The organism is Meiothermus granaticius NBRC 107808 (assembly GCF_003574355.1).
Lineage (GTDB): Bacteria > Deinococcota > Deinococci > Deinococcales > Thermaceae > Meiothermus > Meiothermus granaticius.
On the sequence record NZ_QWLB01000006.1, the window covers coordinates 58356 to 76860 of the forward strand.

An 18505-nucleotide genomic window follows, 5' to 3' on the forward strand; every position below is an offset into this window, starting at 1 on the left:
GTTCAACCCTTTGGCTTTGGGCGTTGAGCCTGGCTTTACTCATCCCCCTGGGCCGGGGCCAACCCGATACCATAGGGGTATGAACCGCGCATGGGGTCTTCTGGTTTTCGGTCTGGTTGGATGTGTGCCCACACAGTCCCAACTGCCCTATCAAGTGGACGAGGTTCAGCTCCTGTTCCCTGACTCCACCGAACGCTGGAGCTTTTTCTACGGTACGCCGCAAACCCTCAAGCTGGGAGACACCACCCTAACCCTGGCTCCAGGCCCTGAGGAGGCCCTCCGCGTGAACACCCAAGCCTGGCGGCGCGAGGTGGGTGCGGCCCTGCCCGCTCGAGCCCGCACCACTCGAGACGCCACCGGGCTTCACCTCCAGCTCCAGGCCGGCGCAGGGGTCAAAAGCGCTTGGCTCTACGACCAGGGCTGGTCCAGCCTGAGTGGACTAGGCTCCCCCTCCCCTCAAACCACTCCGGCCCCTCCGCGCTTCGAAGGGCTTTCGCCCAGCGAGGCCGCCTTGGTCCAGCAGGAAATCCTAACCCGAGCCGCCGGGCGGCCCACCGTGCTCTACCAGGTCAGCCCGCCCCTGCCCCCGCTGGCCCTGGACCCGGCTCCGGATCGCTACACCATCACCGCTCTGGCCGTTCAGTATGGCCTAGGAGAGGAGGCTATGAACCCATCCAATGTCCAGGTGCTGGCCCAGGGGAGCAACGCGGCCTACACCAACCCACGCCCGGCTGCGTTTGTGGCGGGCGATGCGGCAGCGCTGGCCGCCTTGTGGCGCCTGGTCGGGGGAAACCAGGTACCGGCCCCGGCGGCCCCGGCGGTGAATTTTGCTCAACGCCGGGTGGTGGCCTTTTTCTGGGGGCAGAAGAGCTCCGGGGGCTATAGCGTGCGGTACCTCAGCAGCCGCCTCTCGGGGAGCACCTTGCAGGTCACCCTGCGCTTGGCCATGCCGGCCCCTGGGAGCCTGACCACCCAAGCCCTCACCAGCCCCTTTGTGGCCCTCGAGGTGCCCGCGGGCTTCAGCCGGGTGGAGTTCGTAGACGAGGCCGGGCAGCTCCTGGCCTCAGCCGGACCATGAGGGGGGATCGGAAACCCCGCTGAGCACCGCACCCACCAGATACAACGAGCCGGTTACCAGTACGGGTCCGCCGTCTTGTTGTGCCTGGGTAATTGCCTGGTGAAGGGCCTCGAGAGGCTCCTCAAAGTAGGGGGCCCAGTATTCCTGCTGCAAAACCTCGGCTTTTAGGGCCCCTTTGCCGGCACGGGCATACCGCAGGCTTCTGGCCTTAGGCTGCAATAAGGCCAGGACCGCGCGGTAGTCCTTGCGCGGAAACCCGCCGAAGACCAGGTGGTATGAGGTGAATTCCTGCGCCAAGGCTCGAGCGGCGGGGGGGTTGTGGGCCCCATCCAACACCACCCGCACCCCCTCTATTCCGAACTCGTGCATCCGCCCCGGATGCAGGGCTGTGGATAACCCTGTGGATATCGCAGCCTCGGGGTAGCCCAACAGCCGCAGAGCCCCTACCGCCAGGCGGGCATTGGCCTGCTGAAACCGGCCTTTCAGGACGGGGAGGGTGGGCAGGTCGAAGAGGGGGTTTTGCTCGGAGAGCACATAGAGCGCAGCACCCCGTTCCTCCGCGATCTCCCGCACCACCTGTAGCCCAATCCCCTCGGCGCCGGTCAGCACCGGCACTCCGGGCCGGATGGCCCCGGCTTTGTCCCGGGCTACCGCCTCCAGCGAGCCGCCCAGGGCCTCGAGGTGATCCTCCCCCACATTGGTGACGATGGTGGCCCATACCCGCTCGAGGGCGCTGGTGGCATCCAAGGCCCCGCCTACCCCCGCTTCCACCGCGGCAATCTCGACCCCGGCCTGGGCGAAGTGCCGAAAGGCCAGCGCGGTGGTAAGGTCGAAGAAGGCCGGGTGTTCGTCCCAATGCTGATTCCGTGCCCACCTGGCGAAACCGGTGACTTCCGCTTTGGAGATTTGTCCGGCGTTTGTGCGGATGCGCTCGCGAAACTCCACCAGGTGCGGGCTGGTGGTGGCCCCATAGCGCACCCCAGCAGCCCGGAAAGCCGCCTCGAGGTAGGCCACCACGCTGCCTTTGCCGTTGGTGCCGATCACCTGCACCGCCGGAAAAGCCTGCTCAGGATGCCCCAAGCGCTCGAGCAGCACCCGAATGCGCCCCAAGCCGCGCGGGGCCCCGGCCCGGGTCTGGCCAAAGAGCCATTCGAGGGCCTCGGCATAAGCCTGAGGGCTTGGCTCCAGCCCCTGCTGCTGCTCGCTATCGGTTTGCATGCTCTGTTCGGGCACGATCACGGCTCTACGTTAGCGCATTTCTGCCCCTACGGGACTTATCGTCTCAGCCTCTCGCGCAAACCTGCGCTCACTGCGGGCCATTCTTCGGCCAGAATGCTGTACATCGCGCTGTTGCGAATCCCTCCGTCCGAAGCGGGCATGTGGGCCCGCAGAATGCCCTCGAATCTGGCCCCCAAGCGCAAAATGGCCTCTCGAGAGCGAAGGTTGCGCTCGTCGGTTTTTAGGGTCAGGCGGCGCACCTGCCAAACCTCAAAGGCCTGGGTCAACATCAGCAGCTTGGCCTCCGTGTTAATCCCGCTGCGCTGGGCATCAGGAGCCAGCCAGGTCCAGCCAATCTCCACCGCGTCAGGGATTCCCGGTCGGGCCAAGGCGCTGCCCACAGGCCAGGTCCAGTATTCAAAGTTGGCGAAGCGCGTGCTGCCCACCACCTTCCCCTGGCGCTGGTCCCGCGTGACGAAGGGCAGGGCTTTGCCTCGAGCCTGCTCGTCCAGGGCAAAGCGGATATAGCCGTACATTTCCTCTTCCGTACGGGGAACGCTGGTAAAGGGATACCCCTCGGCCTGGGCCTGCTCGAGCAGCGCCGGCAGGTGCGAGAGCGTGAGCGGCTCGAGGCGTACCAACCGGCCTTCCAGCACCATCGGCTGGGTAAGCTGAGGGTTCACCGGGCCCTCCACTGCATCTCCGGGCTGGGCTGGAATCCTAGCCCTTCGTACACCGGCCGCCCGGCTTCTGAGGCGTGCAAGCTAACGATAGAGATGCCCCGCTCCTGGCAGGCCTCCAAACCGCCCTGCACCAACCTCCGAGCCAAGCCCTGGCGACGGTGCTCCGGTTCGACGTAGACATTGCAGATGTAGCCGCGTCGGGTGCTGAGATCGGGTGCGGGCAGCCAGTCGTAGAGCAACAATCCAGCCCCCCCTACAACGGTGCTCCCGGTTTGGGCCAGCCAGCCCAAGTAAGCCCCCTGTTCCATCTGGGTGCTCAGCCAGGCCAAGATCACCCTCTCCGGGATGCCGGCCCGCTCGAGCGCCCCCATCTCGGTGAACATCTGACGGCGCTGATGGGCGATGGTCGCAACATCCTGAAGCGTGGCCAGACGAATGGAGTACATCAGCCCTCCCCAAGGGTGGAGCGCATCGCTACCGCAAGCGCCCGGTCGGTGGGATTGGAGCTTTGCTCCAAGGCCGCGATGACCCTTTGCCGGTCCTCCTTGGAGCGGTTTTGCGAGAGCTTAAACTTGCCCTCGAGCCGACCAATCTCTACCTCGAAAGCCACCAGGCCCTTCAGCATCCCCTGTAGGTAGCGCTCGGGCAGTTCCTCCAGGGTCCAGGTTTGTTCGTACTGCACCACCAGGGCCCGAAGCAGGGTTTGTACGGCTTCCGGCTCGTCCACAATGCGGGGCTTGCCGTAGGCGTGAACGGTCAGATAGTTCCAGGTGGGCACGCTGGGGTGCTGGGCATACCAGGTAGGGGAAACGAAGCTGTGATGACCCTGGAAGATCACCAGCACTTCCTCGTTTTGCCCAAAGCTCGTCCATTGCGGGTTGGCTCGGGCAATGTGGCTGCTCAGGAGGTTGCGCTGCTCATCGGCCACAAAGGGCATGTGGGTGGCGAAGGGCCGCCCCTGGTGCACCGAGACCAGCGTGGCAAAACTGAACCGCCGCATCAGATCAAACAGGGCCGCGCGATCGGTAACGCTAAAGTGCTGCGGCAGGTACATTCCCTCTAGCCTAGTCCGGTCAGGTCTAAATGCCAATGGACAGTCTGTCCAGGAGCCCCTCTATGTTCCAGCCCAGGCCCCCAGGTACACTTGGGGCATGGTGGATTACGACCTGTCGGAAAACGCCTTGGTCAGTCTGGTGACGCTGGCCCTCGAGGGACAAACCGGGGTACGGTTGGCTCAGCCCAGCTCGCGCAGCGTAGGCGAGGTGCTCTCTGGGCGCCGTACCCGCCCCGTGCGCCTGGAGCGCGAGGGAGACCACCTGAGCCTAGACCTGAGCGTCTGCGTGGACTACGGCAAAGGGGTGCAGGAGGTCTGCAAAGAGGTGCAGAAGGGTGTGGCTGAGGCGCTCTCAGCCATGACTGGGCTCAAGGTCAAGGCGGTAAATATCACCGTGGTGGCCGTGGAGTACAAGGAGCCCAATGCGGCGTAAGGCCAGGGAACTCGCCTTCAAGGTGCTCTTTGAGAGCGCGGTGGGAGGGGCCCCATTTGAGAGCGCCTGGGAGCACGCCACCCAAGACCTAGAACCTGAAGAGGTCAGCGAGGATGCCCTCGATCCGCAGGGCTTATCCTTCGCCCATACCCTGGTCGAGGGGTTCCAAGCCCACCAAGCCGAGGTAGACAAAGCCCTGGAGACCACCATCGAAGGCTGGAGTTTTGGCCAGATGGCTAAAACCGACCTGGCGGTGCTGCGCCTGGCAGCCTATGAGATGCTCTTTGAGCCGACCCCCGCCCCCCCCCTGATCGAGGTCGCGGTGAAGATCGCCAAGCGCTATGGCGGTGAAGATTCCGGGCGCTTTGTCAATGGGGTTTTGGCCCGCCTGCTGCGGCGTATAGAATCCGGAGAACTACCCTCGGCACCCAAGAGCCACAAGCCGGAAGCCGAGGCCCAGTGAGGTATCCCATGCGTCTACTTGCGGGTCCCCCAGTGGCCGAGGCCCTCTATAGCGAACTGCAGGCCCGGATCGCGGCACTGCTCTACACCCCGCATCTACGGGTGGTCCGGGTGGGGGAAGACCCGGCCTCGGTCTCTTATGTGCGGCTAAAAGACCGCCAGGCCAAGAAAATCGGGCTTTCTAGCCAGGTGGATGTGTTCCCCGAGAGCGTGAGCCAGGCCGAGCTGCTGGAGCACATCGCCGCTCTGGGAGCAGACCCGGAGGTGGATGGCATTTTGGTGCAATCCCCCACCCCTCCACACATCAGCTTCAACACCGTGCTTCAGCACCTCGAGCCGGACAAGGATGTGGATGGCCTGACCCCAGTGAACACCGGACGGCTATGGATGGGGCTGCCTGCGCTCGAGCCCTGCACCCCCGCAGGGGTGATGCGCCTTCTCCAGCACTACGGAATTTCCGTGGCAGGAAAAGAGGTGGTCGTCGTGGGGCGCAGCAATCTGGTGGGCAAACCGCTCGCGGCCATGCTGCTGCGCTCGAATGCCACCGTGACCTTGGCCCACTCGCGCACCCCCGACTTAGGCTCGGTGTGCCGCCGGGCCGAGGTGCTGGTGGCCGCCGTAGGCAAACCGGGGCTGATCACCCCGGAGATGGTGCGTCCGGGGGCGGTGGTGGTGGATGTGGGCATCAACCGGGTGGGCCAGAACGAGAAAGGCCGCGACCTCCTGGTGGGGGACGTGGCCCCGGCGGTGGCCGAGGTGGCCTCGGCGCTGACCCCGGTACCGGGTGGGGTGGGGCCCATGACGGTAGCCATGTTGCTTTCCAATACCGTGCAGGCCGCGATTCGCCGGCGGGGCTAGGGAGACCTCGAGCCCACCCCTGGACGCTGCCCGGCCTGGTCTAATTCCCAAGGTAGAATGAGCCCCGAGCGCCTATGGCCGACCTGTTGTCTAACCAAGTTCTCTGGACGGCGATTCTGGCGAGCGTACTGGCCCAGCTGCTCAAGCTGTTCATCTACTACCTGGTAGAGCACCGCTGGGAGTGGGAGCGGCTGGCCGAGACCGGGGGGATGCCCTCCTCGCACTCGGCTACGGTCTCGGCGCTGGCTACCGGGGTGGGCCTGACCAGCGGGCTGCAGAGCCCCCTGTTTGCCATCTCCATCGTTCTAGCCATCATCGTCATGTATGACGCCACGGGAATCCGCCGGGCCGCCGGGCTTCACGCCGAGCGGCTCAACGAGCTGATCACAGAGTTCCGTAAGCTGGTCGAACAGGGCCCACAACCCGAGCCCTTAAAGGAGCTGCTGGGGCATACCTATTTAGAGGTAGGGGTGGGGGCCGCCCTGGGCATTGCGTTTGCCTTGATCAGCTTTGCCTTGCTCTGATGCCGGCATTCCGTAACCTTAAGGCCAGATGAGAATCGGGCGTGGTAGATTGGAGGCCAAGTATATGCCTCGAGCCTGGACCATTTTGCTGCTGGGGTTAGGGATTGGCCCATTGGGGCTGGCCCAGAGTGTGGCTTCGCTCGAGTCGCAGGTGCTGTCCCTCATCAACACCGCACGGGCTCAGGGAACCGCTTGCCGTGGAGGGGGAGGAGGGGTGGCCCTTCCCCCCTTGCGCTACGATCCCACCCTGGCCCAAGCCGCCAAGCGACACGCCCTCAACATGGGCCGGGTCGGGTTTCTCTCTCACTACTACCAGGGGATGGGCCCCCGGGTGCGGGTGGCCAGGGCCGGGTATGCGTACCTGCGAATGTCCGAGATCATCTACAAAGGAAACTCCATGAGCCCCCAGCAGGCCGTGCGCTGGTGGCTGTGGTCGCCGGTTCACTGCCGGGCCATCATGAATCCCTATTATCAGGAATTTGGAGCGGGGCTTTCGCCGGTAGGCGGCGCTTGGGCGGTAGAGCTAGCCCAGCCCCGATGAATCCTATGCCGTTCTCTTCTACCTCCCTCCTGGCCCTCCTGAACGGCTGGCTACAGGCCCTGCGGGAGAGGCTGGTGTTTGGGACCGCCCTGCTCGAGTGGTCTTGAGGCCCCCAGCACTAGCCCCACAGCCCTATTCGTCAATGATCCCGTAGTTGTACACATCGGAGGGCTTTTGCTTGTTGACGATGGCCCACCAGTGATGCTCGGAGAGCGAGGGCATCTGGAGCAGAAAAATCCAGTACTTGTGGGGGTCCTCGCCGCCCTCTGGCCGGAGGGGGTTATCTGGGGTGATCAGCGAAAGGGTGGAGTCTCCCGCGTTCATGAAGCTGCGCACCGCTTCCTGCAGCTCAGCGGGCTCAGGCTCATCGGAGAGATCGTAGCTCTGGGGATCCGCCTCGATCAGCGCCAGCGGGCTCTGGTCGTCCTCGCCGTCCTCCAGAAAGCTATTGAGCGCCGTTTCCATGGCCTCGAGGAAGGCGTTTTCATCCGGGATTTCCTCGGGTACTTCAACGGCCAGGTCGGGAACCTCGAGGGTTCTGAGCAAGCGTTCGATGTGCTGATGTAGGGCCATAAAACCGCCCACAGTTTATCAGAGAAAAGGCCCCGCAGACTCCTCCATACCCCCTTGCCCACAGCAAAAGCGGGGGTTCAACCCCTCCCCCGCCTCTTCCGAAGGTACAGTGCGGCTTACTTCTGCTTGTAGCGCTCCACACAGGCTTGGATCTCGGCGTGGGCCGCGGCTTTGCCCTCCCAACCCGTCACCTTGACCCATTTCCCCTTATGGGCTTCTAGGGTCTTGTAGTGCTCAAAAAAGTGTTGAATCTCGTTCTTGATGGCCTGTGGCACATCGGAGATGTCCTGCAGGTGGTCAAAGCGGGGGTCCTCCGCCACCACCCCGATAATCTTGGCGTCATCGCCCTTTTCATCCTGCATATCCATCATCCCCAGTACCCGCACCTCCACCATCACCCCAGGGACGAACGGGTATGTAGAGAGGATCAGCCCATCCAGCGGGTCGCCGTCTACGGCCAAGGTGGAGGGAATGAAGCCGTAATCACCGGGATAGAACTGCGGAGCGGGCAGCACCCGGTCGAGCTTGATCACCTCCAGCTCAGGGTGATACTCGTATTTGTTCCCGCTGCCACGCGGGATCTCGATGACCATATTGACCACTTCGGGAACGTTGGGGCCTGCGGGTAGGTGTTTGAGGTTTGCCATACCTCCCTATTTTGACACCCTCTCTGGCCAAAGCGGTATAGCCATACCCTCTCCCCGTAACCTCGGTGGGGTAAATGATGTTTATAAGTCAGAGGGCCTATAGCCATGGGGTGTTAGGGTATGAGGCAGGGGCATATTCATCATGCGGCGCTATCAATATTTCTGGGTTTGGATGGGCGCCTTTGTGTTTTTGCTAGCCGTGACTGCGATTGTGCGGCTGGTCCTCGAGCCCAGCTACCTAACCCTCGAGGCCCGCGAGGTACAAAACACCCTACAGCGGGGACAGGGGCTGCTGCTGCAAAACCTCAAGGCCCTCGAGTCCACCACCCAAGACTATGCCTGGTGGGACGATGCCGATCGCTTCGTGAAAGGGGAAAACCCCAACTTCATCGCCGACAACTTCACCGCGGACAGCCTGCGCAACCTCCATGTGGAAGTGATTGCCTTCTTCAGCCCCACTGGGAAGCTGCTGCATGCCAGCCAGCTATGGCCCCAGGACACCCGGCTTTCCACACCCGGTCCACTGACCCTGCAAACCCTTCAGCTCTACAAGCCTGGCAACGGCCCTCGCAGCACCGCCGGAATGCTCCAGATCGCCGGTCAAGTTTACCTGGCGGTGAGCAGCCCGGTGCTGCCGACCAGCCGCAGCGGGACCCCGGTGGGGTATCTGGTGATGACCCGCCGGATTGATGGGCCCCTGCTCGAGAGCCTGAGCCAGGTACTGGGCTCGAGGATGAGCCTCAGACCCACCGCCGAGCCTGCGCCAGCCCTCCAGATCCTCGGCCCCAATGCCTTGCTGGGCTCGCTGCCCCTCCACGACCTCAACGGACAGACCATCGCTCAGCTCGAGGTGCACCTGCCCCGCCCGGTATACGCCCAGATGCACCAGACCACCAATTCCTTTATGGTCGCGCTGGTGCTGCTGGCACTGCTCACCGCCGGGCTGTTGCACTACCTGCTGATGCGGCTCGAGGCCACCCAGATCAGCTACCTCGAGAATGCCCGTCGCTACATCCGCCAGGTGGAGCAGCTGGCCTTCTATGACCCCCTTACCGGGCTGGCCAACCGCCGCCTGCTGTACCAGCGCGGTCAGGACGAACTCGCCGCAGCCCAGGCCATCGGTAAACCGCTGAGCCTGTTGTACCTCGACTTAGACCGCTTCAAAAGCATCAACGACGCCCTTGGCCACGATGTGGGCGACGAGCTGTTGTGCAAGGTTACCGAGCGCCTAAGCCAGTGCGTTCGCCCAGGAGATACCCTGGCCCGGCTGGGGGGCGATGAGTTTGCCCTGCTGCTGCCCCAAAGCCATGAGGCCGAGGCTAAGGAAGTGGCTCAGCGCCTGATCGAGGCGCTGGGTCAGAGCTTCCGGGTGGGGGAACATCGTCTGAACGTGGGGGTGAGCGTGGGGATTGCCTCCTACCCGGAGCATGGAAATACCCTGGGCGAGTTGCTCCAGGCCGCAGATACCGCGATGTACCGGGCCAAGGCCCTGGGCAGTGGCTTCGCACTCTACCACCCCGATCACAACCCCTACAGCCCCGAGCGGCTCGAGCTGGAGAACGACCTGCATACCGCGGTCCGCAACAACCTCCTGACCCTGCACTACCAGCCGGTACTGGACCTGCGGGTGGGGCAGCTTGAAGGCTACGAGGCCCTGGTACGCTGGGTGCGCAAGGACAGCGAGGTCTCTCCCGGCCTTTTCATCCCCTTGGCCGAAGAGGGCAATCTGATCTACACCCTGGATCAGCGGGTGCTCGAGCACAGCCTGAGCCAGTTGCGGAGCTGGACGACCCAGGGGCTCAACCCCCAGCTTTCGGTCAATCTATCCACCCAGTCGCTCCACCGCGAGGGCCTGACCCAACAGGTCGAGGCCCTGATCACGGAGTTTGGGGTTGATCCGAGCCGGGTGATGCTCGAGATCACCGAAACCGCGCTGGTCGCTGATCTTTCTCGCTCTCAGGCGGTCATACGGGATTTCCAGGCCATGGGGCTGCGAATCGCCATTGATGATTTTGGCAGCGGCTATGCCTCGCTGGGCTACTTGCGCCACCTACCGGTTCATCGGCTCAAAATAGACAAGAGCCTGGTCTGGCAGATTGGCCACAGCCGGCGCGACGAAAAGCTGCTGGCGGCGATCCTCGAGCTCGGCCACAGCCTGGACCTGGAGGTGCTGGCCGAAGGGGTGGAGACCCTCGACCAGTTGGAGTGGCTGCGGACTCAGGGATTCGACTACGCCCAGGGCTTCTTGATCGGCAAGCCCCTTCCCCCCAGCATCGCCCCCACCCACTTGGGCCTGGTGTCTGTGGGGGCCGGTTGATGGGGTCCCGGCAGGCCGCGCAGTACCAAATATCACGCCCTTTACGGGCGGCCCCGGTTCTACACAGGACAAAGCTTTATGCAATCTAAAGCCGGGCCTGGAGCCCGGCCTTAGGCTTATGTTTGCCTTATTTGATGATCTGTGGCACCACCTGCAGGCTCAAGGTCTGGCCGTTGCGCCAAATCTTGAGGCTAAGGGCCTCGCCAGGTTTTTTGCTCAGGATCGCCGAGCGCAGGTCGGTGATGTCGTTGACCGGGTTGCCGTCGGCTTCGATGATCACATCGCCGTTAACCCCCAGCTCTACAGCCTGGCCGCTTTGGGTCATGAGTTGAACGGTCTTGGTAGCGGCCCGCAAACCGGCCTTGTCCGCTGGCCCCCCCTTCTCTACCTGCTGCACCATCAGACCATAATCCGGCAGCTTGTTCTGAGCCCGGATGTTGTCGGGATAGTAGTTGAGCGAGGGGTAGAGCGAGACCCCCAGGCGCGGGCGGCTCTTGGCCAACGTATCGGCGGTGAGCTTCTTACCGGCTTTGAGGTCGGGGAGATACTGTTTGGCAATGTTGATGGGGATGGCGAAACCGATCCCCGCAGACTGCCCTTCCCCACCGAATTGGGCGTTGGTGCTGTAGATGGCGGTGTTAATCCCGATCACCTGCCCTGCGCTGTTGAGCAGGGGCCCGCCGGAGTTGCCAGGGTTGATCGCGGCATCGGTCTGGATTACGCTGGGGATGAACCCGCTCTCATCGCCGATGGCCCCGGGGTTGCGCCGGATGGCCGAGACGATGCCCTCGGTGACGGTGAACTCGAGACCGAAGGGGTTACCCATCGCGATGGCTTTCTGCCCCACCTTGAGGGTATCGGAGTTGCCCAAGACCATGGGCTTGAGCCGCTCCTTGGGGGCCTGCACCTTGATCAAGGCCATATCCAACGGCTGGGCCGTACCCACCACCTTGGCTGGATAGGCTTTGGGGTCGTTATGGAAGCGTACCGTGATCTCGGTGGCCCCCTCCACCACATGGTAGTTGGTCAGAATCAAGCCGTCGCTATCAATCACAAACCCAGATCCCGTACCCTGAACCGGCTGCTGCTGTAGGAAGGGGGCAAAGAAGTCGGGGGCGTTACCGCTCATGGTCGAGCTGGGCATGCTGCGCACCGAGACATACACCACCCCATCCCCGGTACGCTGCACGATGTCCACCGTGTTGCGCTCGTTCTCGAGCAGTCTCCCTTGATCTTGGCTCTGGGCCTGGGCCGCCTGAGCTTGGATGGTGTCAGGAGCCTGGGTCTGGCTGTTGCTAATCCCCCACCAGGCCACTCCCCCCACGATGATGGTCAGGATGCCAAATCCGAGGGCAGTATTTCTCATAGACATCTCAAAAACCTCCTCCTCCAAGTCTAGTAAACCCCGGTTAAGCCATAGTGAAGACAGTTTATGAGAGGTTGGGCAAACCCAGGCCTAAAGCCCGCCGGCGTTCTCATAATCGGAGCCTCCCCGCCAGCCCAGCTCTGGATACCGGGCTAAACAAACACCACGGTCTTGTTGCCGTGAACCAAAATCCGGTCCTCCAGGTGCCAGCGCACCGCCCGGGCCAGCACCGTGCGCTCCAGGTCACGCCCCAGCCGCACCAGCTCCTCTACCCCCTGCCGGTGTGAGACTCGAGCCACATCCTGCTCGATGATCGGGCCCTGATCCAGGGCCTCGGTGACATAGTGGGCGGTGGCTCCAATCAGCTTGACCCCGCGCACATAGGCCTGCTTGTAGGGGTTGGCCCCGATGAAGGCGGGAAGAAAGGAGTGGTGGATGTTGATGATCCGGTAGGGGAACTGGGCCACGAAGGCCGGGCTGAGGATCTGCATATAGCGGGCCAGCACCACCAGGTCGGTGCCCTCCAGATAGGTCAGCATCGCGGCCTCGGCTTCCTCCTTGCGGTCTTTCTCCACCGGGACATGGTGATAGGGCAGGCCGAAGCGCTCCACCTCGGCCCGCAGATCGGGGTGGTTGGAGAGCACCTGGGTAACCCTGCCGGGAAGCTCCCCGCCCTCATGCCGCCAGAGCAGCTCGAGCAGGGCGTGGTCGTATTTGGAGACCAAAATGGCCACTTTTTTGCGGTCGGCGGCGTAGCTGATCCGCCACTCCATGGCAAAGCGCGAGGCCACCGAGGCGGCAAAAGCCTTCTCCAAAACCTCCCGGGGGACATCCAGGTGGGGGGTCTGAAACTCCAACCGCATGAAAAACAGCCCGCCCTCGGGGTCGGTGGAGTGCTGATCCAAAGCGGTGATGTTGGCCCCGTGGTTGAACAAAAAGCCGCTGACCGCAGCCACAATGCCGGGGCGGTCGGGGCAGGTGATGAGCAGGCGGGCGGTGGTGTCGGCGTTCATCCCTAAGAGCCTAGCATTCGCATCGCCAGCCGGGCCGCTGCCAGATCCCACAGCGCATGCCCCACGCTCTTAAACAGCACCGGCCCATCCTGGGGTCTGGGCCCCTCGAGCCCCCGCACCCTCCCCCAGTCCACCCCGGCCTGGATCAGGTCCCCGGCCTCGGCCCGGGCTCCCTCGAGGCTGTCCACGAAGACCCTCGAGCGCCGCACCAACCCGGCAGGAATCTCGGCCATCTCCGGCTGAAAGGCCCCCACCGCAGCGATAAAGGCATCCTCACGCACCCCCTCCGGCAGCACCGGGGTTCGGCTGGTGGTGGCGGTAACGATCAAGGAAACCTCGCCCAGAACCGCCTCGAGACTGGGGGCGGGCTCCCCCTCCAGGCCCAGGCTGCGAGCCTGAGCCACCAAGGCTTGGGCGTGCTCGAGGTTTCGAGAGGCGACATACACCTTTTTCACCCCCAGACCGCTGCGAAAAGCCTCGAGGTGGCCCCTCCCCTGCGTGCCCGCCCCCACGATCAGCATCGGCCCCTCTGGGTTGGGGGCCAGCTTCTGTGCGGCCAGCAGCGAAACCGCCGCGGTGCGCCGGGCCGTCACGGTGGCCCCGTCCAGCCCCAGCCGTCGCTCCCCGGTGCGGGTGTCCAGCACATACACCTCGGCCCGCACGCTGGGCTGCTGGCCGGGGTGCACGGTGACCTGCTTGACTATGGTGATTTCCGCGTCCGCAGCAGGCATCAAGAGCAGGGTGCCCCCACCTGGCAGCGGCATGACCAGCCGCTCAGGGGCCCACACCGTACCCGCCGCCTTATCCCGCAGGACGCGCTCGATGGCCTCGGCCAACTCGGGATAGGGCAACAGAGCCGCGGTCTGGGCCGCCGAAAGGAAATCCATCTCCAGAAGATACAATACCCCTATGTCTGAGAGTACCGATCAACATAGAAAAATTGCCCACTCCAAAGGCCCGGTGGCCCTGGCCATCGTAACCGTCTCCGACACCCGCACCCCCGAAAGCGATACCAACTTCCACTACCTCCGCCCCGAGATCGAGCGGCTGGGCCACAGCGTGGTGGGGTACCGCCTCATCAAGGATGAGCCCGAGCAGGTTGAGGCGGCCCTTGAGGAGATGGTGAACCGCGGGGCTCAGGTCATCCTCTTCAACGGCGGGACCGGGATCGCCCCGCGCGACACCACCTTCGATGTGCTGAGCCGGAAGCTCGAGAAGACCATGCCCGGTTTTGGCGAGCTGTTCCGGATGCTCTCCTACGGTGAGGTCGGCTCGGCAGCCATGCTCAGCCGGGCCACCGCGGGCACCTACCGCCGGCGGGTGGTGATCTCCACCCCAGGCTCGCCCAACGCGGTGCAGGTGGCCTGGACCAAGCTGATCGCGCCGGAGCTCGAGCACCTGGCCTGGGAGGTGGCGCGGTAGCCGTTGGCGTATCCCCAGCGGCCTCACCCAAGCCTTCTCCTTTAGGCCTGCGGCCAGTACCATACCCCCATGAACCTCAAGGGCCAGGGAGCCGGTCCCTTGCCTCCCCTGCTCCAGCAGTATGTGGAGTTGCGCGACGCTTATCCCGACTACCTCCTGTTGTTTCAGGTCGGCGATTTCTACGAGACCTTTGGTGAGGACGCCGAGCGGCTCTCCAAAGCCACCGGGATCTTCCTGACGCACAAGACCAGCAAGGACTTCACCACCCCCATGGCCGGAATCCCGGTGCGCTCGGGGGATACGTACCTCGAGCGCCTGCTCAAGCTGGGCTTCCGGGTGGCTGTGGCCGAACAGATGGAGCTGGCCACCGATACCGAGGGGCTGGTGCGCCGTGAGGTCACTCAGCTCCTGACCCCAGGCACCATCCTGCAAGAAAACCTGCTGCGCCCTGAGGCCAACTACTTGGCCGCGCTGGCCACCGGGGATGGATATGGGCTGGCCCTGCTGGACGTCAGCACTGGGGAGTTTCGCGGAACCCTGCTCTATGGCAAGAACACTGTTTACGACGAACTTTTCCGCTATCGCCCGGCGGAGGTGCTGCTGGCTCCAGAACTCTACGGCCATGAAGCTTTCCTGGCCGAGTTTGGACGGCGCTTCCCGGTGATGATCTCCGAGGGGAGCTTCGACCTCGAGGCCGCCCAATCCGCTCTGGAGGCCCAGTTCGGTAGCCTGCCGCAGGGGCTCGAGGCCCCAGCTTTGCGGCGTGCCGCAGGAGCCCTGGTGCGCTACGCGCTGCGCTCACAAGACGGTTCCCTGCCCCAGGTACGCAACTTTGTGCGCTACGACCCCAGCCTGTTCATGCAGATCGGGGAGAGCACCCTTCGCACCCTGGAAATCTACGAGCCCAGCTCGGTGGGTGAGCGCAGCGAGTCCCGAACCTTGCTGGGGGTGCTGGGTCTAACCCGCACCGCCCCTGGGCGGCGCTTGCTGCGGGCCTGGCTGCGCCATCCGCTCCTCGAGGAAGCCCCTTTGCAGGCCAGGCTGGACGCGGTGGAGGCGTTGGTCCGGGATGGAGTGCTGCGGGCTGAGGTGCGCAAAGTGCTCTACCGGATGCACGACCTCGAGCGCCTCTCGAGCCGGCTTCTGGCCCAGCGGGCCTCGGCCCGCGACCTGAGCGCTCTGGAACGCAGCCTCTCCCTGCTGCCGGAGCTTTCGGCCCTGCTCCAGGGCTTCACCCCTCTGGCAAGCCTCTGTGAGCGCCTGCCCAACCTCTCCGAAGCCGCCGACCGGGTGCGGGCGGCCCTGGTCTCGGATCCTCCCCTCAAGCTCACCGAGGGAGGACTGATCCGCGAGGGCTTTGACCCCGACCTAGACGGGTTGCGCCACCGCGCCGAAGAGGGGCGAGGTTGGATCGCGGGGCTGGAAAACACGGTGCGCGAAACCACCCAGATCCCCACGCTTAAGGTGGGGTACAATGCGGTGTTCGGCTATTACCTGGAGGTCACCCGCCCCTACTACGACTCGGTGCCCAAGGACTGGCGTGCGGTACAAACCCTCAAAGACCGGATGCGCTTCACCACCCCTGAGCTCAAAGAGCAAGAGCGCAAGATTCTACAGGCCGAGAGCGAGGCCATCAAGCGCGAGTACGCGGTGTTTCTCGAGCTGCGCGAGGCTCTAGCTCAGTACGCCGACGAGGTGCGCCAGGCCGCACAGGTCCTGGCCGAGCTTGACGTCTATGCGGCCCTGGCCGAAGCCGCCACTGAGTACGGCTACACCCGGCCCCGGTTTACCCAGGATGGCACCCTAGAAATCCGGGGTGGGCGGCACGCGGTGGTCGAGCGCAGCGTTAGCTTCATCGCCAACGACCTCAGCCTGAGCCCCTCGGCTCGGCTCCTGATCCTGACCGGGCCCAACATGTCGGGAAAGTCAACTTACCTGCGCCAGACCGCACTCATCGCCCTGCTGGCTCAGATCGGCTCGTTTGTACCGGCGGAGTCGGCCACGCTGCCGCTTTTCGACCGTATCTACACCCGCATCGGGGCCTCGGACGACATCGCCGGGGGACGCAGCACCTTCATGGTGGAGATGGAGGAGCTGGCCACAATCTTGCAGCACGCCACCGCACAAAGCCTGGTGTTGCTGGACGAGATCGGGCGCGGTACCAGCACCTACGATGGGCTTTCACTGGCTTGGGCGGCTTGCGAGCACCTGCACAACCTGACCAAAGCCTACACCCTGTTTGCCACCCACTACTTCGAGCTTACCGCGTTGGCCAATCACCTGTCTGGGGCGCGGAACTTTCACGTCGCGGCCAAAGAAGAGGCCGGGGGGCTAGTCTTTTACCATCAGGTATTGCCCGGTCCGGCCAGTCAGAGCTATGGCCTCGAGGTCGCCCGCCTGGCCGGAGTCCCGCACCCAATCCTAGTACGGGCCCAAGCCCTGCTGCAGGCGCTCGAGGCTGGGCGCAGTGACCGGACCCAGGAGGTGCTGGAGGAGCTCTTGAGCACCGACCTGACCCGCTTGAGCCCGCTCGAGGCCCTGCTGCTGTTGGGTCGGTTGCAGGAAAAACTGCAACGCGTCTTGCCCGCCTGAGGCCAGGTTGGGTGTAGATTGAAAGCTCAGCGAAGCGCAGAGGCCAAGAACCTCGCTTTAGCCCTTCGACCCCTTGCCATGAGCATCCGCAAACTCCCCCCCGAGCTGGTGCGCGAGATTGCCGCTGGAGAGGTGATCTCCGGGGTAACCGATGTGGCGCGGGAACTGCTCGAGAACGCCCTGGATGCTGGGGCCACCCGCATTCAGATCGAACTGTGGGGGGGTGGTCAGGACAGGATCGTGGTCACGGATAACGGCTCCGGCATTCCTGTAGAAGAACTGGCCCTGGCCCTAGAGCCCCACGCCACCAGCAAACTTGGCGACCTCAGCCACATCCGGACACTCGGCTTTCGCGGGGAAGGGCTGTGGGCCATCCGCCAAGCCGCCCACATCCGTCTGACCAGCCGACCCGCCCATCAGCTCGGCGGCGCGACGCTAACCGCTTTCGGGGATGAAACCCGGCTCGAGCAGCACCCCGCCCCCGCCGGAACCAAGGTCGAGGTTTCGTCCCTGTTTGCTCATCTACCTGCCCGGAGAAAAGCCCTCGAGGCCCCCAGCCAAGAGGCCCGGCAGGTGCTCTTTCTGGTCTCTCGCTATCTGCTGCACCGCCCTGAGGTGGCCCTGCGGCTGGTGGTGGACGGGGAGGAGAAGCTCAACCACGCCTCGGGAAGCCAGACCGAGGCGGCCAAGCTGATCTGGGGGCCGGTGGTGGCCAATCGCCTCCTGGCCTTGGAAAGCGGCCAGGGAGAGTTTAGGCTCCGTGGGCTGCTCTCGAGGCCCGAGCTCTCGCGGCCTCGCCGTGACCGGCTGCTGCTGGCCCTCAATGGCCGTCCGGTGGAGTGGCCGGAGCCCCTGCTGCAAGCGCTGCTGTCCGCGTATAGGGAGCTGTTGCCCAATGGGCAGTATCCCCTGGGGGTGCTGAATCTGGAGCTGCCTCTAGAGCGCGTTTTGGTCAACACCTCGCCGGACAAGTCTAGGGTTCGGCTGATCGAGCCCGAAGCCATTGCGGAGTTCCTGGGCGGTGCGGTACAGGGCCTGCTCTCGGCGCACCCGCTGGCGAGGGCTCTCCCCGAGCCCACCCCCCTGAGTGGTCCGGTTCCGGCCCGGCCATCCAGCTTTCCCAGGCTGCGTTACCTGGGAAATTTCCGCAACCTGTACCTGCTGGCCGAGGCCGAGGAGGAGCTCTATGTGGTGGATCAACACGCCGCCCATGAGCGGATCGTGTACGAAGAACTCTCGCGGCGCTATCGCCTGGAAGCGCCTCTCGAGCTGCCCCACCCCGAACTCATCAGCCTGAGCCTGAGCGAGGAAGCCTACTACGCCGAGCGGGCCGAGGAGCTGAGCGCAGCCGGGCTGGTGCTCGAGGCCTTTGGGCCTCAGCGATACCGCATCCGCAGCGTTCCGGCCTTTCTGGCGGGGCACCCCTCCCTGATCCCCGAGGTGGTCAGGGGCAGCCTGGGCAGCTCCAGCTTCGAGGCCGCATGGCGAACGGTGCTGGCCCGGCTGGCCTGTTTGCCCGCGATCCGGGCGGGGCACCCCCTCTCGAGCGGCTCAGCCCAGGCCCTGCTCGATGCCCTGCAGGGCTGTGAGCTGCCCTGGACCTGTCCCCACGGGCGCCCCACCGCACTGGTTCTGGGGGAGCTCGAGCTGGCCCGGCGCTTTGGGCGGCGGGGGGTCCGGGCGGTAGAGCGCAGCCGGGTAGGGTTATAAATCCCCCCAAACCG

General features: G+C 64.3%; 19 protein-coding genes. 10 read left to right on the plus strand and 9 right to left on the minus strand.

Annotation, left to right across the window (positions count from 1 at the left end; translation table 11 throughout):
- Nucleotides 1-79 precede the first annotated feature (79 nt).
- Entirely contained in the window at nucleotides 80-1078 is a 999-nt protein-coding gene (locus Mgrana_RS03365; RefSeq protein WP_119356194.1) for a protease complex subunit PrcB family protein, read from the plus strand.
- On the opposite strand, the gene Mgrana_RS03370 is transcribed toward Mgrana_RS03365, so the two are convergent.
- From Mgrana_RS03370 to Mgrana_RS03385, 4 genes are read right to left on the minus strand one after another with little or no spacing between them, the layout of a single operon-like run.
- Nucleotides 1064-2296, minus strand: a complete 1233-nt coding sequence (locus Mgrana_RS03370) for a bifunctional folylpolyglutamate synthase/dihydrofolate synthase (protein WP_119356234.1) — start codon at nucleotides 2294-2296, stop codon at nucleotides 1064-1066. The genes Mgrana_RS03365 and Mgrana_RS03370 overlap by 15 nt on opposite strands.
- A gap of 56 nt (nucleotides 2297-2352) precedes the next feature.
- Nucleotides 2353-2979, minus strand: coding sequence for a GNAT family N-acetyltransferase (locus Mgrana_RS03375; RefSeq protein ID WP_119356195.1), 627 nt, complete (start codon nucleotides 2977-2979; stop codon nucleotides 2353-2355).
- Nucleotides 2976-3425: a GNAT family N-acetyltransferase gene (locus tag Mgrana_RS03380; protein ID WP_119356196.1), complete on the minus strand. Its 450-nt coding sequence runs from the start codon at nucleotides 3423-3425 to the stop codon at nucleotides 2976-2978. Before Mgrana_RS03380 ends, Mgrana_RS03375 begins: the two co-directional genes overlap by 4 nt.
- A complete protein-coding gene (locus Mgrana_RS03385; protein WP_119356197.1) occupies nucleotides 3425-4033 on the minus strand; it encodes an FMN-binding negative transcriptional regulator in 609 nt (202 codons plus the stop codon). Before Mgrana_RS03385 ends, Mgrana_RS03380 begins: the two co-directional genes overlap by 1 nt.
- 97 nt (nucleotides 4034-4130) lie before the next feature.
- Between Mgrana_RS03385 and Mgrana_RS03390 the strand changes: the two genes are divergently transcribed.
- The 5 genes from Mgrana_RS03390 to Mgrana_RS03410 all read left to right on the plus strand — a co-directional run bounded on the left by Mgrana_RS03390 (nucleotide 4131) and on the right by Mgrana_RS03410 (nucleotide 6851).
- Entirely contained in the window at nucleotides 4131-4466 is a 336-nt protein-coding gene (locus Mgrana_RS03390) for an Asp23/Gls24 family envelope stress response protein (RefSeq protein ID WP_119356198.1), read from the plus strand.
- Nucleotides 4456-4929, plus strand: coding sequence for a transcription antitermination factor NusB (gene nusB, locus Mgrana_RS03395; RefSeq protein ID WP_119356199.1), 474 nt, complete (start codon nucleotides 4456-4458; stop codon nucleotides 4927-4929). The genes Mgrana_RS03390 and nusB overlap by 11 nt, the downstream gene beginning before the upstream one ends.
- 8 nt (nucleotides 4930-4937) lie before the next feature.
- Nucleotides 4938-5786, plus strand: coding sequence for a bifunctional methylenetetrahydrofolate dehydrogenase/methenyltetrahydrofolate cyclohydrolase FolD (folD, locus tag Mgrana_RS03400; protein WP_119356200.1), 849 nt, complete (start codon nucleotides 4938-4940; stop codon nucleotides 5784-5786).
- Between the two features lie 74 nt (nucleotides 5787-5860).
- Complete coding sequence (locus tag Mgrana_RS03405; protein WP_119356201.1) at nucleotides 5861-6310, plus strand: divergent PAP2 family protein; 450 nt, start codon at nucleotides 5861-5863, stop codon at nucleotides 6308-6310.
- A 28-nt stretch (nucleotides 6311-6338) separates the two neighbouring features.
- On the plus strand, nucleotides 6339-6851 hold the full coding sequence (locus Mgrana_RS03410; protein WP_240631231.1) for a CAP domain-containing protein: 513 nt from the start codon (nucleotides 6339-6341) through the stop codon (nucleotides 6849-6851).
- A gap of 132 nt (nucleotides 6852-6983) precedes the next feature.
- Here the strand turns inward: Mgrana_RS03410 and Mgrana_RS03415 are convergent, their stop codons facing one another.
- Both Mgrana_RS03415 and Mgrana_RS03420 read right to left on the minus strand, forming a co-directional pair.
- Nucleotides 6984-7424: a hypothetical protein gene (locus tag Mgrana_RS03415; protein WP_119356203.1), complete on the minus strand. Its 441-nt coding sequence runs from the start codon at nucleotides 7422-7424 to the stop codon at nucleotides 6984-6986.
- Between the two features lie 116 nt (nucleotides 7425-7540).
- Nucleotides 7541-8071: an inorganic diphosphatase gene (locus Mgrana_RS03420; protein WP_119356204.1), complete on the minus strand. Its 531-nt coding sequence runs from the start codon at nucleotides 8069-8071 to the stop codon at nucleotides 7541-7543.
- Between the two features lie 142 nt (nucleotides 8072-8213).
- Between Mgrana_RS03420 and Mgrana_RS03425 the strand changes: the two genes are divergently transcribed.
- Nucleotides 8214-10388 carry a bifunctional diguanylate cyclase/phosphodiesterase gene (locus Mgrana_RS03425; protein ID WP_119356205.1) on the plus strand — a complete coding sequence of 725 codons (2175 nt, stop codon included), beginning with the start codon at nucleotides 8214-8216 and terminating at the stop codon, nucleotides 10386-10388.
- 127 nt (nucleotides 10389-10515) lie between these two features.
- Here Mgrana_RS03425 and Mgrana_RS03430 read toward each other — a convergent pair whose 3' ends face one another.
- From Mgrana_RS03430 to Mgrana_RS03440, 3 genes are all read right to left on the minus strand, one after another.
- Entirely contained in the window at nucleotides 10516-11760 is a 1245-nt protein-coding gene (locus Mgrana_RS03430) for a S1C family serine protease (RefSeq protein WP_119356206.1), read from the minus strand.
- A 146-nt stretch (nucleotides 11761-11906) separates the two neighbouring features.
- A complete protein-coding gene (gene purU, locus Mgrana_RS03435) occupies nucleotides 11907-12767 on the minus strand; it encodes a formyltetrahydrofolate deformylase (RefSeq protein WP_119356207.1) in 861 nt (286 codons plus the stop codon).
- 2 nt (nucleotides 12768-12769) lie between these two features.
- Nucleotides 12770-13654 (minus strand): delta(1)-pyrroline-2-carboxylate reductase family protein, encoded by an 885-nt coding sequence (locus Mgrana_RS03440; protein WP_119356208.1) that lies wholly within the window; start codon nucleotides 13652-13654, stop codon nucleotides 12770-12772.
- A gap of 22 nt (nucleotides 13655-13676) precedes the next feature.
- On the opposite strand from Mgrana_RS03440, the gene Mgrana_RS03445 reads away from it, so the two are divergent.
- From Mgrana_RS03445 to mutL, 3 genes are all read left to right on the plus strand, one after another.
- The gene (locus tag Mgrana_RS03445; RefSeq protein ID WP_119356209.1) at nucleotides 13677-14189 is read left to right on the plus strand and encodes a MogA/MoaB family molybdenum cofactor biosynthesis protein; all 513 of its coding nucleotides are present in this window, start codon (nucleotides 13677-13679) and stop codon (nucleotides 14187-14189) included.
- Between the two features lie 69 nt (nucleotides 14190-14258).
- On the plus strand, nucleotides 14259-16781 hold the full coding sequence (gene mutS, locus Mgrana_RS03450) for a DNA mismatch repair protein MutS (protein ID WP_119356210.1): 2523 nt from the start codon (nucleotides 14259-14261) through the stop codon (nucleotides 16779-16781).
- A 78-nt stretch (nucleotides 16782-16859) separates the two neighbouring features.
- Nucleotides 16860-18491 (plus strand): DNA mismatch repair endonuclease MutL, encoded by a 1632-nt coding sequence (gene mutL, locus Mgrana_RS03455; protein WP_119356211.1) that lies wholly within the window; start codon nucleotides 16860-16862, stop codon nucleotides 18489-18491.
- Nucleotides 18492-18505 lie beyond the last annotated feature (14 nt).

Coding starts and splice junctions, on each gene's coding strand:
- Mgrana_RS03370 (WP_119356234.1), bottom strand. CDS start 2,296: ATGCAAACCGATAGCGAGCAGCAGCAGGGGCTGGAGCCAAGCCCTCAG.
- mutS (WP_119356210.1), top strand. CDS start 14,259: ATGAACCTCAAGGGCCAGGGAGCCGGTCCCTTGCCTCCCCTGCTCCAG.
- nusB (WP_119356199.1), top strand. CDS start 4,456: ATGCGGCGTAAGGCCAGGGAACTCGCCTTCAAGGTGCTCTTTGAGAGC.
- Mgrana_RS03390 (WP_119356198.1), top strand. CDS start 4,131: ATGGTGGATTACGACCTGTCGGAAAACGCCTTGGTCAGTCTGGTGACG.
- Mgrana_RS03415 (WP_119356203.1), bottom strand. CDS start 7,424: ATGGCCCTACATCAGCACATCGAACGCTTGCTCAGAACCCTCGAGGTT.
- Mgrana_RS03380 (WP_119356196.1), bottom strand. CDS start 3,425: ATGTACTCCATTCGTCTGGCCACGCTTCAGGATGTTGCGACCATCGCC.
- Mgrana_RS03405 (WP_119356201.1), top strand. CDS start 5,861: ATGGCCGACCTGTTGTCTAACCAAGTTCTCTGGACGGCGATTCTGGCG.
- Mgrana_RS03410 (WP_240631231.1), top strand. CDS start 6,339: ATGAGAATCGGGCGTGGTAGATTGGAGGCCAAGTATATGCCTCGAGCC.
- purU (WP_119356207.1), bottom strand. CDS start 12,767: ATGAACGCCGACACCACCGCCCGCCTGCTCATCACCTGCCCCGACCGC.
- Mgrana_RS03425 (WP_119356205.1), top strand. CDS start 8,214: ATGCGGCGCTATCAATATTTCTGGGTTTGGATGGGCGCCTTTGTGTTT.
- Mgrana_RS03430 (WP_119356206.1), bottom strand. CDS start 11,760: ATGTCTATGAGAAATACTGCCCTCGGATTTGGCATCCTGACCATCATC.
- Mgrana_RS03385 (WP_119356197.1), bottom strand. CDS start 4,033: ATGTACCTGCCGCAGCACTTTAGCGTTACCGATCGCGCGGCCCTGTTT.
- Mgrana_RS03440 (WP_119356208.1), bottom strand. CDS start 13,654: ATGGATTTCCTTTCGGCGGCCCAGACCGCGGCTCTGTTGCCCTATCCC.
- Mgrana_RS03420 (WP_119356204.1), bottom strand. CDS start 8,071: ATGGCAAACCTCAAACACCTACCCGCAGGCCCCAACGTTCCCGAAGTG.
- Mgrana_RS03445 (WP_119356209.1), top strand. CDS start 13,677: ATGTCTGAGAGTACCGATCAACATAGAAAAATTGCCCACTCCAAAGGC.
- mutL (WP_119356211.1), top strand. CDS start 16,860: ATGAGCATCCGCAAACTCCCCCCCGAGCTGGTGCGCGAGATTGCCGCT.
- Mgrana_RS03365 (WP_119356194.1), top strand. CDS start 80: ATGAACCGCGCATGGGGTCTTCTGGTTTTCGGTCTGGTTGGATGTGTG.
- folD (WP_119356200.1), top strand. CDS start 4,938: ATGCGTCTACTTGCGGGTCCCCCAGTGGCCGAGGCCCTCTATAGCGAA.